We start from the raw sequence: 13,686 nt of genomic DNA, 5'->3' as shown, positions 1-13,686 counted from the left end.
CCTGTCTGGCTGGATTCAATCGATGTGGCGGTGCATCTTGGCTTTGAACAACTCGGCGATGCTGACTTCGCGGGGGCCGGGGATGAGTTCATATGACTCACCTGCGGCGATCGAGCCGGGCTGCCTGACCGTGAGGTAGAAGCCGCAGTAGCCCGATTGGGCCATCATCTTGACCGATTGCTTGAAGCCCATGACAGCCTGGAACTTGTAGCAGGGCCGGCGTGGCTCGCTGATGGCCAGGCTGCAGTCGGTGAACTGCAGGATGTCGCCCACATACACATCGCCTTCAAGCAGGCCGGTGAGCGTGAGGTTTTCGCCCAGCATGCCGTGCGGCATGGCATCGCCCCACGCCTGCGCATTGGCCTGGGCGCGCACCGTCTGCCAGAAAGCATAGTGCTCGTGCGGGTAGGCGTACACCGCCTTGCTCAGGCCGCCGTGCACGGTCAGGTCGGCCTGGTCATCGCCCTCCAGGCCCAGTGGCTTGACCACAATGCGATGCGGTTCGGCCAGTGAGCTCACTGCGCGTTTGCGAATGGCCGTCATGATCTGGCGGCCTTCGATGGTGATCGGGCTGGCTTGCGCGACGTTGATCGACAGCAATTGACGGGGCAGGAGGCTGGGCATGGCTGAGCGCTTCAAAGAGTGCGCCAGTATGCCCCCAGCCGGATCACCTTGTCAGCGCCAAGCCGACACGGTGGTGGCCATGGCTTTGAAGCCCACCACCACGGGTTGCCCGGGTGCCCAGCCCATCTTCTGAATGGATTTGCGTGTGAGCATGGCCCACAGTGGTGAGCCCGTCTTGACTTGCATGCTGTCAGCAGCGTCGAGTGCGCGATCAAGCTCGATGCCCACAGCGCCATAGGTGCCATGCTCTCCTGCCAGCATGATCTGCGTGATGCGGCCCCGCAGGTGGTTGCTGCAACTGGTGTCGCCGGGCACGGCACGGTGCAGGGTGATGTCTCTGGCTCTGACCTTCAGCCGTACCTTGCTGCCCACGCCGTGCAGCATGGCAGGCACGGTCACGCGTTGCCCCGACACATCGACCTCGCTGAGCAGCCATTCGATATCGTGGCGCTTGACCTCGCCTTCGAGCACGCTGCCCGCATGCACGCCTTCGAGGAAGGTCGACAAGGACACATCCGACAGAATTTGCGCAGCCGGGCCGGCACTGGCCATGCGTCCCTCGTGCAGGATCACCACCTCATCGGCCAGGCGGATGACCTCGTTCATGCGCGGGCTGACCAGCACGATGGGCAGTTGAAAGCGCGAGGGCAACTCGGCCAGCAAATCCAGCAAGGCTTCTTGCTCGTGCGCCGGGACGTCACCCAGCGGGTCATCCAGCAGCAAGGCGTTCGGGCCCGATATCAGTGCCCGCGCCAGTGCGACCTTGACGCGCTGACTGATGGTGAGCCCTTCCGGCTTGCGCGACAGCAGGGAGGCCAGGTCCAGCCAGTTGACGATCTGATCGAACGCGGGCGGCTTGGTGCGGCGCAGGCCCCGTCCTTTGAGACCGTACTCCAGGTTGGCCTTGACGTTGAGGTGCGGAAACAGGTGGGTTCGCCCATCCAGCCAGGTCAATCGACGTTCGTGCGGTGGCTTGTTGATGCGGCTGGCTGAGTCATACAGCGCCTCGTTGCCAATGGCAATGCGGCCCCCGCGCGCAGGCGCCAGGCCAGCAGTGGCTTTCAGCAGCGCGCTTTTGCCCGAACCGCTGCGGCCCACCAGGGCGCACACGCGACCGGGCAGGACACGAAACTGGGCGCGGATATCGAGCCCGGGATGCTGGAGCTTGAGCTCGACACTGAGGGGGCGGGGAAGCGTTTGATCGATCATGTGGATTGGGCAGGCAGGCCAACGGGGCGCAGGCGAGCCTGCCAGCGACGACGCCAGCGTTGACGCCCCCACTCGCTGATCACGACGGCGGCCATGGCGATGCACAGTGAGATCAGGGCCAGACGCCAGGCCGCGTCTTCGCCGTCCTGTTGGTTAAGCAAGGCCTGCACCAGGGCCACGGGTGCCGTGGTGTCGCCCACGTGATGCGGACGCAGTGCGGCGGCCAGTACGAGGGTGGCGCCGGACTCGCCCCAGGCGACAGTCAGCCCCAAGGCCATGGCGGAGGCCACAGCCGGCCAGATCAGCGGCAGGGTGATGGACCACCAGCCCTGCCAGCGCGAGGCGCCCAGCGTGCGGGCGACAGGCAGCAGCATCGGGTCGGTGGCCTCAAAAGCCGGTCGCAGGATGCGCACCATGAGCGGAACCGTCATGAGGCACGCTGCGATGATGGCGCCGGCCGGGTAGAAGCTCAGACTGAATCCGGTCAGGTCATGCAGCCAGTTGCCGATGGAGCCGTCGCCTCCCAGGCTCATGAGCAGGCCAAAGCCGATCACGGCCGGAGGCAGCCCCATGGGCAGCAGGATCAGCGTGTCGAGCACCAGCTTGCCGCGCCAGTGAGTGCGGGCCATCACCGTGGCCAGTACCAGGGCCAGCGGCGTGGAAATCATCAGGGTGATGAGGGCCACCTGCAGGCTCAGCGTCAGGGCTTCCATTTCAAATGCGGACATGGTGCCTTCACTCCTTGATAGGGCGCCACGCGGGGCGCGAGGCTTTGACGGCGCTTTGCGCCAGGGGCCACTGCAACCAACTCACCAGCAGCTTGGCGCCAGCGTGTCGGGCGCGGAACGAGCAGGCGATCTGGGCTTGCAGGCTCAGGCCGGGTTTGTCTGACAGCCACACTTTGAGCTTTTCGCCTCGTGCACCGGCCTTGAGCCATTGCGCGCGGGTCATCAGGCGGTAGGCCGGGGCCTGGGTGGTGGTGGGTTTGGCGCTGATCGGCAGGCCCTTGGAGGCCAGGCCGCGCGTCAGCTGATCAGCCAGCGCGGCGAGGGCCGAGCCCTGCAGGGGCGGCGCCCAGCGGGCCGCGCCTGCGCCGGCCGCGGCCAGAACCTGTGCCAGCGCGCGGCCTGGGTCGGCTTCATGGCTGATGCCGGCCAGGTCATCCTGGGGCCCCAGCAGCAGCACGTCCGTGACAGCGACCGCCTGGCGGTTGTAGATGAGTCCCTGCTTGTCCAGTTCGTCTGCGCGGGGGTGACTGAGGAACAAGCCCGCATCTATCAGGCCTTGTTCGAGTTGAGTCAGGATCTCGCCAGAGTCCAGCGTTGACCAGCGGGCCATCCAGCCCATGTCCTGCTTCATGGCCGCTTGCCAGCGCTTGGTCAGCCCGGAATCTACCAGCACGGGATCTACGCCAACCAGAGGGCTCTCTGCGCGTGCGGCCACGCGTTCGCGCGCCCACGAGGCGGGCATGCCTGATGCGCACAGCGCGCCGCCAAGGCTCAGCAGCAGAAAAGGACGACGGGCCGGCACATGCATGGTGAAAAGTGTGAAAAATGTGGCAAATCGGTCAAGCCGACCAGTGTGCCTGTGGCAATGCCGAACACCCTCAAAGGTGTGTCGGAATATGTATCAGGATACAAAAACATCGGGGCTTCGTGACTCAAGTCTCACCCTGAGACCTCAGGGTGTCTCCGCCCCCCCGGCCGAGGGGGGAACTCAAAGCTTGCCGAGTGGACTAAACTACGCGGTTCCACTGTCACGGATCTGCGGCCTCACAAGGGTCAGGCGTCACAACGATAGCGGGGTGTCGATAGCGTCATAAGTTGTTGATTCTTAAGGTGAATCATGCTTGTGTTGGCGCTGCCGAGACCCTGTTTTTTACTTTCTGGAGCTACTACTCATGACGACTGCAACTGCACAGGTGAATGCACCTGCCTACGTCAAAAACACCAAGCTGATCGCCTGGGTGGCCGAGATGGCCGCGCTGCTTCAGCCCAAGGACATCTACTGGTGCGATGGCAGCACCGAAGAGTACGACCGCCTGTGCGCCCAACTGGTGGCTGCCGGCTCGTTCAAGAAGCTCAACCCTGAGCTGCGCCCCAACAGCTACCTGGCCTGGACCCACCCGTCCGACGTGGCCCGCGTGGAAGACCGCACCTACATCTGCTCTGACCGCAAGGAAGACGCCGGCCCCACCAACAACTGGTGTGACCCCGCTGAAATGCGCGCCAAGCTGCAAACCGGCGAGCAAGCGCTGTTCAAGGGCGCCATGAAGGGCCGCACGATGTATGTCGTGCCGTTCTCGATGGGCCCTCTGGGCTCCAACATCGCCCACATCGGCGTTGAACTCTCTGACAGCGCCTACGTGGCCGTCAACATGAAGCTCATGACCCGCATGGGCAAGGGCGTGATCGACGTGCTGGGCACGGATGGCGAATTCGTGCCTTGCGTGCACACCGTGGGTGCGCCTCTGGCTGAAGGTCAGAAGGACGTGGCATGGCCTTGCAACCCTGACACCAAGTACATCGTTCACTACCCCACGACCCGCGAAATCTGGTCGTATGGTTCGGGCTACGGCGGCAACGCGCTGCTGGGCAAGAAGTGCTTCGCCCTGCGTATCGCTTCCACCATGGGCCGTGCCCAAGGTTGGCTGGCCGAGCACATGCTGCTGCTGGGCGTGACCAATCCTGAAGGCAAGAAGTACCACGTCGCTGCTGCGTTCCCCTCGGCCTGCGGCAAGACCAACTTCTCCATGCTGATCCCGCCAGAAGGCTACAACGGCTGGAAGGTCACCACCATCGGTGACGACATCGCCTGGATCAAGCCTGCTGCCGACGGCAAGCTGTACGCCATCAACCCTGAAGCCGGTTACTTCGGCGTGGCCCCTGGCACCAACACCCTGACCAACTTCAACTGCATGAAGTCGCTGGACCGTGACGTGATCTTCACGAACGTGGCCCTGACAGACGACGGCGACGTGTGGTGGGAATCGATGACGGACGAGCTGCCTGCTCACCTGATCGACTGGCAAGGCAACGACTGGACGCCTCAGATCGCCAAGGAAAAGGGCGCCAAGGCTGCGCACCCCAACGCCCGCTTCACCGTGGCTGCCACCAACAACCCCGCGCTGGACAGCGAGTGGGACAACCCCGCTGGTGTGGCGATCGACGCCTTCATCTTCGGTGGCCGTCGCTCGACCACCGTGCCGCTGGTGACCGAAGCCCGTGACTGGACCGAAGGCGTCTACATGGCCGCCACCATGGGTTCGGAAACCACCGCTGCTGCTTTCGGCCAGCAGGGTGTGGTGCGCCGCGATCCGTTCGCCATGCTGCCCTTCATGGGCTACAACATGAGCGACTACTTCCAGCACTGGCTGGACCTGGGCGCCAAGCTGCAGGCTGCTGGTCACGCACTGCCCAAGGTCTACTGTGTCAACTGGTTCCGCAAGGGCGCTGACGGCAAGTTCGTGTGGCCTGGCTACAGCGAAAACATGCGCGTGCTGGAGTGGATGGTCGGCCGCCTGGAAGGCAAGGCCAATGGCGTGGAAAACGCGTTCGGCACGAGCCCCAACTACGAAGACATCAACTGGAATGGCCTGAACTTCACGAAGGATCAGTTCCAGTCGGTCATCGGCATCGACAAGGCTGCCTGGGCACAAGAACTCAAGCTGCACGACGAACTGTTCGCGCAACTGGCCTACAACCTGCCTGCCGCCATGCCCGCCACCAAGGCGAAGCTGGAACAGCGTCTGGCTGCCTGATACAGGGCCTCTTGGCTCTCGTGAGAACAGCGCCTTCGGGCGCTGTTTTTGTTTGGGGCGAGTGAGGGTCGGCGCTAACGTTCAGGCGGATCGCCTCCCCGATGACCTAGACTTTTGTCTACCCAGCTCATGGCTGAAATCTTGTTCCGGTCACGCTCGATAGGTGCAAGCAAGCCATCAACCATCCAAAGCGGCATAAAAAAAGCGGACCCGAAGGCCCGCTTTGAAGGGGACGAATCCCGAGGAGGAATGAATCAGAACAGGCCGGCCTTGCCGATCAGTTGCGCCACCAGATCGGTCAGCGAGGTGGCTGGTGCCTTCTCGCGGCTGAGTTCCAGCGAACGGATCACAGGCTTCTTGCCCGAGAAGTCCAGCAGGTTGTCCAGGAAGGTGCCCACGCCAGCCAGCTTGGCTTCCTTGATGCCGGTGTCGCCAAAGGTCACGATGGTCAGGCAGTGCGCACCATTGATCTCGCGGTAGTTCGGCAGGTAGTAGCCCAGGTTGGGGCCGGCCGGCAGGTGGGCCACCATGGTGTTGATGTCCTGGCGCCAGCGGCTGTTCAGGGCGGCCAGGCGTGCTTCTGGTGTGGCTGCGCCCGAGATCTCGGTGTAGAACTTCTCATACGAGAAGGCCGAGTAGTTCGTGTCTTCCTGGAACATCGCGTAGCCGATGCGGTCATTCGGGAAGATCTTGCTCAGGCCGGCGGTCATCGAGCCCAGGTTGTTGGTGTCGCCAGCGGTGGGGTACTTGGTGATCAGCTCGGTGGCCAGGCCATTGGGCTCGTCCAGGCCCCAGACTTCGCGGATCTTGTTGTGCAGCGGCAGCGAGGGCGATTGCTCTGGCGTGCTGTTGCGTGGCGCCCAGAACAGCGGGCCCGAATCGGCCAGCAGCGCGGCCTTGTTGGCCTTGGTCACGGTGCGCATGTAGGGGAAGTTCACCGTCGAGCCGGTGCCGCCTGCCGAGAAGCCGGTGAGCAGCAGCACATCGGGCTTGGGCAGGTTGGCGGCCATCCAGTTGGACACAGCCTTGGCGTTCACCGCGCCGCGGTGGTACCAGGCGACCGAGCCGGCGTCATCCGTGTAGGTGGTGACCTTGTTGCCGGCGTGCACGTCCCCGGTGCAGTAGGTCAGGTAGACAATGTTCCAGCTTTGTGTCTGGGTGGACGTCAGCGGGTTGACGCGCGTGGTGAAGGGTGTGACCAGGCCCAGATGCGCCTGGCGGTTCCAGTCACTCATGTAGTTGGTGGGAATGCCATCCGGGTTGACGGCACCCAGCAGCGTGCCGGCCTTGTTTTCGCAGGTGCCCTTTTCCCAGCAGGCGCCGCCGCCCTCGTACATCACCACGGTCTTGCTGGTGAAGGGGGTGCGGTTGACGAAGAAGCGGTAGGGGGTGCCATTGCCGCACGATGCGCCGCTGGAGGCGGGCAGCTCGACCATTTCCCACTTCAGGTAAGCGGCTTGCGCAGCGATGCTGCACAGCAGGCTGATGCCAACGGCTTTGCTGGCGGCCTTGATCAGTGAATTCAGTGTCATGTTGACTCCATCAACGGTTGGTGTGGACCTTGTGATGCAGTCTGAAACACGGTGTTTTTTTTCAGGGGCGGGTAAGCCTGCGTGTCCCCGCCATTACCCCTAAGACAAGGGGGGCGCAAGTGTCAGCGCCATGACGCTTGGCGTGTAATGTCAGCCGGGTAATCCCGAGTCGTCGCTTGGCCGACAAAGTTAATGTCTGGCCAATTCGGTCACTCGCTGGTCAGGCTTTGCATGAGCTCGGCCACCCGCCGATGGCGAACCAGGCCCACAGCCTGACCCGACCACAAGGACATCAAGTCGGCTCTGCCTTGCGCGATCGCTGCGCGCTTGAGCACACCCGTCAACCAGTTCTGCCAGGGGTAGGGCAGGATGTCCTCGGGCGCCTGGGCCAGCTCGATGGTGAGCCGGTTGCGCAGGCCACGTGAGAGCCGGCCGCTGAAGCTTCTGGTGAGGGTGGTGCCTTGCCTGTCCATGTCTGGCGCGTGCAGTGCCGCCTGATGGGGGCGCCCGGCGTTGGACTCGTCGCAGGCCAGGAAGGCCGTGCCGATCTGGACGGCATCGGCACCCAGCGCTATGGCGGCGTTCACACCGCGCGCATCGGCGATGCCACCCGCAGCGATGACGGGGATGCGCACGGCATCACGCACCTGCGGGATCAGCGAGAAGGTGCCCGTCAGCAGGTTTTCTGGTGCATCGGTGAAAGACACCCGATGGCCGCCCGCATCGCTGCCAGTGGCCACCACCATGTCCACGCCAGCTTGTTCCAGCAGGCGGGCCTCATGCGGCGTGGTGGCCGCGCCGATCGTCACGATGCCGAGTTGCTGACAGCGAGACAGGATCGCTGGCGAGGGGATGCCAAACACGAAGCTGAACACGGCGGGCCGGGCTTCCAGCAAGGCCTCGATTTGCTGATCGTAGGCCGGCCAGACGGCAGACGGCGTGGGCCGTGAGGGCGCATCCAGCCCGAGTTCGTCGAAGAAGGGCTGCAGGCGGCGCACGGCCCGATCCCATTGCGCATCGGACACGACGGGGTGCTCCGGCTCATCGTGCAAGGGGATCCACAGATTGAGTGCAAAGGGCCTGTTCGTCGCCACTCGCAAATCACGGGCGACCTGCATGATCTGATCCGCATGCAGGTGATGCACACCGAACGAGCCCAGCCCGCCCGCCTCGTTGACGGCCGACACGAGCGAGACGGACGACAGCCCGCCGCCAAAAGGGCCTTGGACAAGGGGCCAAGGCAGCCCCAGCCTGCGGGTGAAAGCGGTATCGGTGTGCATGATCGTGCGGCCTTCTTGCGTTTACTGCAGCAGCCCTTCCGCCTTCATGGCGGCGAGCATGGCGGGGCGAGCCTTCACTCGGCCCAGGAAGGCCTGCAAATGCGTGTGCGCCGACAGATCCAGCTGCACATACGCCGCCCAGGACGCGACCACGAACAGATAGGCATCGGCGGCGGTGTAGGTCTCGCCCGTCAGGTAGAGGCGGTCGGCCAGTTGCGATGACACCCAGGCGAACTTGCGCTGCAGTTGCTCGGTGAACAAGGCCTTGGTGTCCTTGGAGGCCTGCGCGTTGAACAAGGGCGCAAACGACTTGTGCAGTTCGGAGGTGATGTAGTTCTGCCACTCCATCACCCGGTAGCGCGCCATGGTGCCTGCTGCGGGCATGAGGTCGGTGCGGCCGGCCTGGTCGCACAAGTACTGGCAGATCACCACGCCTTCACTGAGGCGCTCGCCGTTGTCGAGTTCGGGCAGGGGCACGGCGCCCTTGGGTGTGATGTCGCTGAAGCGCAGGCCATGTTCGGTCAGACCTTTGCCGGTGTCGACCTTGACCAGTTCGAACGGCAGGGCGATGTCGATCAGCAGGGCATGTGGGGCGAGCGAGCAGGCGCCGGGGCTGTAGTAGAGCTTCATGATGCGTGGAGGGGCCGTGGGCCCTTGTGTTGATCAGGGCTTTCAGCTTATTGATGCTTGCAGTGCATGTGAATGGGCTATGGTTCACATGACTGATGCGTATGGCGCAAAAATAGGCGTGGGAAGATGAACCTGATCAAAGCGGAGGGCCTCGCATGAGCCGACAGTTTGAAGACGCGCAACTGGGCGACATGGAGCTGTTCGTGCTGGCAGCCGATGCCGCCAGCTTCACCGCCGCAGCCGAACGCACCGGCATGACGCCCAGCGCGGTGAGCCGCAGCGTAGCCCGGCTGGAGGCGCGGTTGGGCGTGCGCCTGTTCATGCGCACCACGCGCCAGATCCGCCTGAGCGATCCGGGGCGGCTGTACCTGGCGCAATGCCGCCTGACCTTGTCGCAGCTCACCGAGGTGGAGCGCCAGTTGAGTCGCCAGCAATCGCAGCCATCGGGTGTGGTGAGGCTGAGCCTGGCGACAGGTTATGGGCGCCATCGGGTGCTGCCGCTCTTGCCCCGCTTTCGGCAACGGCACCCCGAGATCAGCCTGGAGATCCAGCTCAGCAACCGCAACGTGGACTTCGCCAAGGACCGCTTCGATCTGGCGGTGCGTGCGCGCCATCAGGCCGACTCCAGCCTGGTGGCGCGCAAGATCGAAGACTCGGAACTGGTGGTGGTGGCCTCACCCGGGTATCTGGCGCGCGCCGGCGAGCCCAAGACCATCGACGACCTGCGTGGCCACGAGTGCATCCAGTTCGTGTTGCCGCGCACAGGGCGTTGTGTGGACTGGTCCTTCATCGTCGACGGGCAGGATGTCGAGGTGAGCACACGCGGCAGCATCACCTGCTCGGAGGAGCTCGATGGCGGCGTGCACCTGGCGCGCCATGGCGGGGGGCTGTATCAGACCAGCCGCTTCCTGGTTGAGCGCGAGTTGCTCAGTGGTGAGCTGGTCGAGGTGCTGGCGCCGTTCGGCGGGCGCTCGCGGCCGTTTTCCATCGTGTACCCCAGCGCACGCCACTTGCACAAGCGTGCGCGCCTGCTCGCTGACTTCTTGCTGGACAACCTGGGCCCGAACGCCCGCGCAAGAGGCTGATTGGCTGCCCTTGTCCACCGGACTGTTTTGTTGCTACATTGGTGCCGTGCGGCCGTTTAAATCGGTCGCACCACAATCAACTGTAATCTACAGGGAACGACATGAAACGCATCACTTCAGTGATGCTGGCCGCCATGGTGGCCAGCGCATCCTTTTCGACTTCGGCGCAGGCCGCCGATTCGACAGTTCCGTATTGGGGTAGCTTTGACTTTGGCGATCAGGTGGTGTCGATCCCAGCGCTGAGTGCTTCAAGCGGGGCCTTCGTCTTCGACACGCGGTTCCATCTGGAACATGACAGCGTGTTGACGGGCGTGTTGACCGGCATCAGTTCGGGCGCGGTCACCTTGACGGAAACCTGGTTCAGCGAGCTGCGTGGGCAGATCGAGTCGCGCACCTTGGCCCGGTCCATCGTGTTCGATGGGCAGCCGTTTGACCTGGGTACGCAGCCAGGCACGGCAGGTGTGATCAGTATTTCGCCCAGCATGTACAGGATCAGTTTGAGTGGCACGCTCTCGGATGCCGCCAGGCTGACTGGCGCTGGCTTCACGCTGTCTGTTAGTCCGGCCGTGCCTGAGCCCACCAGCCTGGCGCTGATGGGCCTGGGCCTGGCGGGTGTGGCGGCTGTTCGTCGCCAGCGCGCCCAGCAGGCGTGATGCGCCCATGACAAGAGGCCCTTTGCAGGGCCTCTTGCTGACTCAGTACACCTCAGGCGCCACACGGCGCTGCAGCACGCCAATCGGCGGTGCCCAGCGCGCGCCCTTGGGCTTCTTTGACGTGACCAGCGTGACGTCCGCCGGTTCGAACACCTCGACGTTGTGCGTGATCGGTGTGGTCAGCACGTACTGCGCACGCGTGGAGCGCAGGAAGTGGCCGACCAGCTGGATGTTGCGCACGTCCAGGTGGGCGAAGGGTTCGTCGATGAACACGAAGCCGCCCGGGGTTTCGTCGTCCTTCATCAGGCCCACCAGCAGGATGAGCGACTTGATCACCTGCTGGCCGCCCGAGGCTTCGCCGTCGTTCAGGCCAATGCTGCCCTTGCCATCGAAGTTGAAGTGCACGCGCAGTTCGGCCTGGCGCAGCAAGGCATCGTCACCATCGAGGTGAGGCAACTCGGCGTTGACTTCCACGCCGGCCAGTTGGCCCAGTTCGATGATGTTCTTGCGGTAGCGGCGCACCGTGACCTTGAGCACGTCGGTGTAGCGCTCGCGGGCGTTGTCCACCGCGATGGCGGCGGCTGCATTGCTGGATTTGCGCTGGTTGAGCTCGTCTTCCTGGCGCAGCACGTTGGCGTTCATCAGCGTGAGCTGTTCGAGCACGGTGGGATCGGTTTCCCACTTGCCTTCGTTGAGTTCGCGCTCCACGGCTTCGGCACGCAGGCGAGCCTGTGTCGCGTTGCCGTAATGGCCCTGCATGTCCTTGACGCGCTCGGGCGTGCGCCAGTGGCGTGGCATCTGCAGCTTCACCTCGCGTGACATCACGGCCTGCGCCATCACGTCATCAAAGCGTTGCTGCCATTCGCGTTCGTGCTGGGCACTGCGTTGTTCGATGTGGGCCAGGCGTTCCTGTGCCTGCTTGTAGGCGTGCTGGGCATTGGTCTGTTCGACCACGGCGCGCTTGAGTTGCGCCTCGGTTTGTTGCCAGCGCTCGCCGGCTTCGGCGCGCGCCTGCTTGAGCATGGGCAGTTGCCGACGGGCCTCGCTGAACTCGGCTTCGCGCTCGGCCAGTTCGGCGGCAGCGGTGAAGCCTTGCGCGGCCTTGCGGGCGTCCTGCAACTGGCGATCGAAGAAGGCCTGATCGCGCACGATGCGGGTCATCTCTTCATCGAGCTGGGCCAGGCGGTTGTCGATCGAGGTGCGGCGTGAGGCCACGGCGCTGGCGCCGAACTGGTACTGGCTCGGGTCCACCCACACCGAGCGGCCGCCACGGCCATCGCGGTGATAGGCGTCGGGCGTGATCCACTCTCCTCGGATCTTGACGCCGGCTTCCGTGTTGGCCACGCGCTGGATGTTTTCCAACTGGCGCAGCAACCAGTGCGGGGCAGGGGCGCTGATCTTGAGCACGGCCAGCAGGCTGTCGGCATCGGGCTTGGCGGGCGCGTCTTCGGCCTCGGCCACGATGTAGTGGCGAAAGCGCTCCTTCTCGGCCAGGGCCATGGCCTGGGCCTCTTGCGAGGGGCGATCCAGCACCACCACCCAGCGGCTGCCGCGCAGTACGCCTTCTGCGGCGGCACGCCACTTCTCGTCGGTGATCTCGATGATGTCGCTCACCACATGGTGAGCAATGCCAGCCTCATCCAGCGTGCGTCGGAAGCGTTGCACTTCAGGTGGCGGCGGGGCCAGGCGCTGGCCTTGCAGGCCGTTCAGGGCGCGCTGGGCCTCGTCGCGCTGGTCTTTGAGGCGCTGCCATTGGGTGGACAGCTGCTGCTTGTGGTCGCTGAGTTCCTGGATGCGTTGGGTGAGCTGTTGCGCGTCACCTTCCACGCTGGCCAGGCCTTGCAGCTCGTCGGCACGCTTGACCAGCAGCTCGATCGGGCGCTCGGCGTCGCGGGCTTCTTCCTGCACCCGGCGGGCGCTGCGCACTTGCGCTTCCAGCTCTTCCACGCGGGTGGCGGTGTCGGTCTGGTCCTGCAGGCGTTGCAGCAAGTCAGCCTTGACCTGGCCATGCTGACGGCGGTCGTCCGATGATTGCAGGCGTTGCTTGTGCAGATCGCGCAGTTTGCCGGCCAGGCTCTTGCGGGTCTCGAAGTTGCTCAGCACAGGCACGACTTCGGTGGCCAGGGTTTCGCGCTCCTGGCACTTGAGTTCCCACTGGCGGTAGTTGTTGACGCGCGATTCAAGCTCGGCGCGCTGGGCCTTGCCGTGCGACAGCTCGCGCTCGGCGGCTTCCACTTCCTGCAGCAGTTGGCGCTGGTGGTTGCGGGCTTCGTCGTAGCGGTCGAGCACGTCCTGGTCGCCGAACACGTCGAACACCAGGCGCAGCAGTTCCTTGGGGCTGTATTCGCACAGGCGGTCGGTCTGGCCTTGCTCCAGCGCCAGCACCTTGGCAATGGCGCGGCTCAGGCCCGCACCTTCCAGGCGGCGGCGCCAGTTGTCGATGCCCAGCCAGTCGCGGTCGCCACGCTCGATCAGCTCTTCCACGCTGATGTCGCCTTCGACCATGATGTAGCGGCGCGTCCAGTCGCCGCCATTGCGGTCGATGCGGCAGGCCAGCGTCACCACATCGCTGTACAACAGGCAGCGGGCAAAGGGCCGGTTCGATGACTGGCGGTTGCGGGGGCGGTTGTCCACCGTGGCGCGCAGCCAGGCGCTGTCGGCATTGGCGTGGCGGGCGTAGGTCTTGTAGTTGCGGCCGCCCGAGCAATCCAGGCCCAGCAGGGTGCGCATGGCGTCCAGCAGGGTGGTCTTGCCCGAGCCATTGGGGCCGGCCACCGTGATGATGGCGCCGTCCAGCGGCAGGGTCAGGCGCTGGCAATAGTCCCAGTGCAGCAGTTCGAGGCTTTGCAGGTGAAACATCGGGGATCAGGCCTGGTCGGGGGTGTCTGGAGAGGCAGGGGCAACTGGCGTGTC

The 13,686-nt window shown here is 64.4% G+C and carries 11 protein-coding genes; 3 read left to right on the top strand and 8 right to left on the bottom strand.

Translation table 11 applies throughout. From position 1 onward, the window contains the following. Positions 1-15 precede the first annotated feature (15 nt). The 4 genes from HY836_RS02080 to HY836_RS02065 are packed head-to-tail and all read right to left on the bottom strand — an operon-like array spanning position 16 to position 3,369. Positions 16-624, bottom strand: a complete 609-nt coding sequence (locus HY836_RS02080) for an MOSC domain-containing protein (protein ID WP_290673093.1) — start codon at positions 622-624, stop codon at positions 16-18. Positions 625-675: 51 nt separating this feature from the next. Further along, positions 676-1,833, bottom strand: coding sequence for a molybdenum ABC transporter ATP-binding protein (locus HY836_RS02075; protein ID WP_290673092.1), 1,158 nt, complete (start codon positions 1,831-1,833; stop codon positions 676-678). Continuing rightward, positions 1,830-2,561, bottom strand: coding sequence for a molybdenum ABC transporter permease (locus HY836_RS02070; protein ID WP_290673091.1), 732 nt, complete (start codon positions 2,559-2,561; stop codon positions 1,830-1,832). Before HY836_RS02070 ends, HY836_RS02075 begins: the two co-directional genes overlap by 4 nt. A gap of 7 nt (positions 2,562-2,568) precedes the next feature. Continuing rightward, positions 2,569-3,369 carry a hypothetical protein gene (locus HY836_RS02065; RefSeq protein WP_290673090.1) on the bottom strand — a complete coding sequence of 267 codons (801 nt, stop codon included), beginning with the start codon at positions 3,367-3,369 and terminating at the stop codon, positions 2,569-2,571. 364 nt (positions 3,370-3,733) lie between these two features. On the opposite strand from HY836_RS02065, the gene HY836_RS02060 reads away from it, so the two are divergent. Continuing rightward, a complete protein-coding gene (locus HY836_RS02060; RefSeq protein ID WP_290673088.1) occupies positions 3,734-5,593 on the top strand; it encodes a phosphoenolpyruvate carboxykinase (GTP) in 1,860 nt (619 codons plus the stop codon). Between the two features lie 254 nt (positions 5,594-5,847). Here the strand turns inward: HY836_RS02060 and HY836_RS02055 are convergent, their stop codons facing one another. From HY836_RS02055 to gstA, 3 genes are all read right to left on the bottom strand, one after another. Continuing rightward, on the bottom strand, positions 5,848-7,125 hold the full coding sequence (locus HY836_RS02055) for a pectin acetylesterase-family hydrolase (RefSeq protein ID WP_290673085.1): 1,278 nt from the start codon (positions 7,123-7,125) through the stop codon (positions 5,848-5,850). 209 nt (positions 7,126-7,334) lie between these two features. Continuing rightward, positions 7,335-8,405, bottom strand: a complete 1,071-nt coding sequence (locus HY836_RS02050; protein WP_290673083.1) for a nitronate monooxygenase — start codon at positions 8,403-8,405, stop codon at positions 7,335-7,337. A 21-nt stretch (positions 8,406-8,426) separates the two neighbouring features. Then, on the bottom strand, positions 8,427-9,035 hold the full coding sequence (gstA, locus tag HY836_RS02045; protein ID WP_290673081.1) for a glutathione transferase GstA: 609 nt from the start codon (positions 9,033-9,035) through the stop codon (positions 8,427-8,429). 155 nt (positions 9,036-9,190) lie between these two features. Between gstA and HY836_RS02040 the strand changes: the two genes are divergently transcribed. Both HY836_RS02040 and HY836_RS02035 read left to right on the top strand, forming a co-directional pair. Continuing rightward, complete coding sequence (locus tag HY836_RS02040) at positions 9,191-10,120, top strand: LysR family transcriptional regulator (protein ID WP_290673079.1); 930 nt, start codon at positions 9,191-9,193, stop codon at positions 10,118-10,120. A gap of 101 nt (positions 10,121-10,221) precedes the next feature. After that, the gene (locus HY836_RS02035; protein ID WP_290673077.1) at positions 10,222-10,773 is read left to right on the top strand and encodes a PEP-CTERM sorting domain-containing protein; all 552 of its coding nucleotides are present in this window, start codon (positions 10,222-10,224) and stop codon (positions 10,771-10,773) included. A 42-nt stretch (positions 10,774-10,815) separates the two neighbouring features. On the opposite strand, the gene HY836_RS02030 is transcribed toward HY836_RS02035, so the two are convergent. Beyond that, positions 10,816-13,632: an ATP-binding protein gene (locus HY836_RS02030; protein WP_290673075.1), complete on the bottom strand. Its 2,817-nt coding sequence runs from the start codon at positions 13,630-13,632 to the stop codon at positions 10,816-10,818. Between the last annotated feature and the right edge of the window lie 54 nt (positions 13,633-13,686).

Origin of the sequence: Aquabacterium sp., from assembly GCF_016234775.1 — a bacterium.
In the GTDB taxonomy this organism is placed as follows: Bacteria; Pseudomonadota; Gammaproteobacteria; order Burkholderiales; family Burkholderiaceae_C; genus Aquabacterium.
The sequence above is the reverse complement of the archived record's forward strand: the minus strand, read 5'-3'. Positions and strand labels throughout refer to the sequence as shown.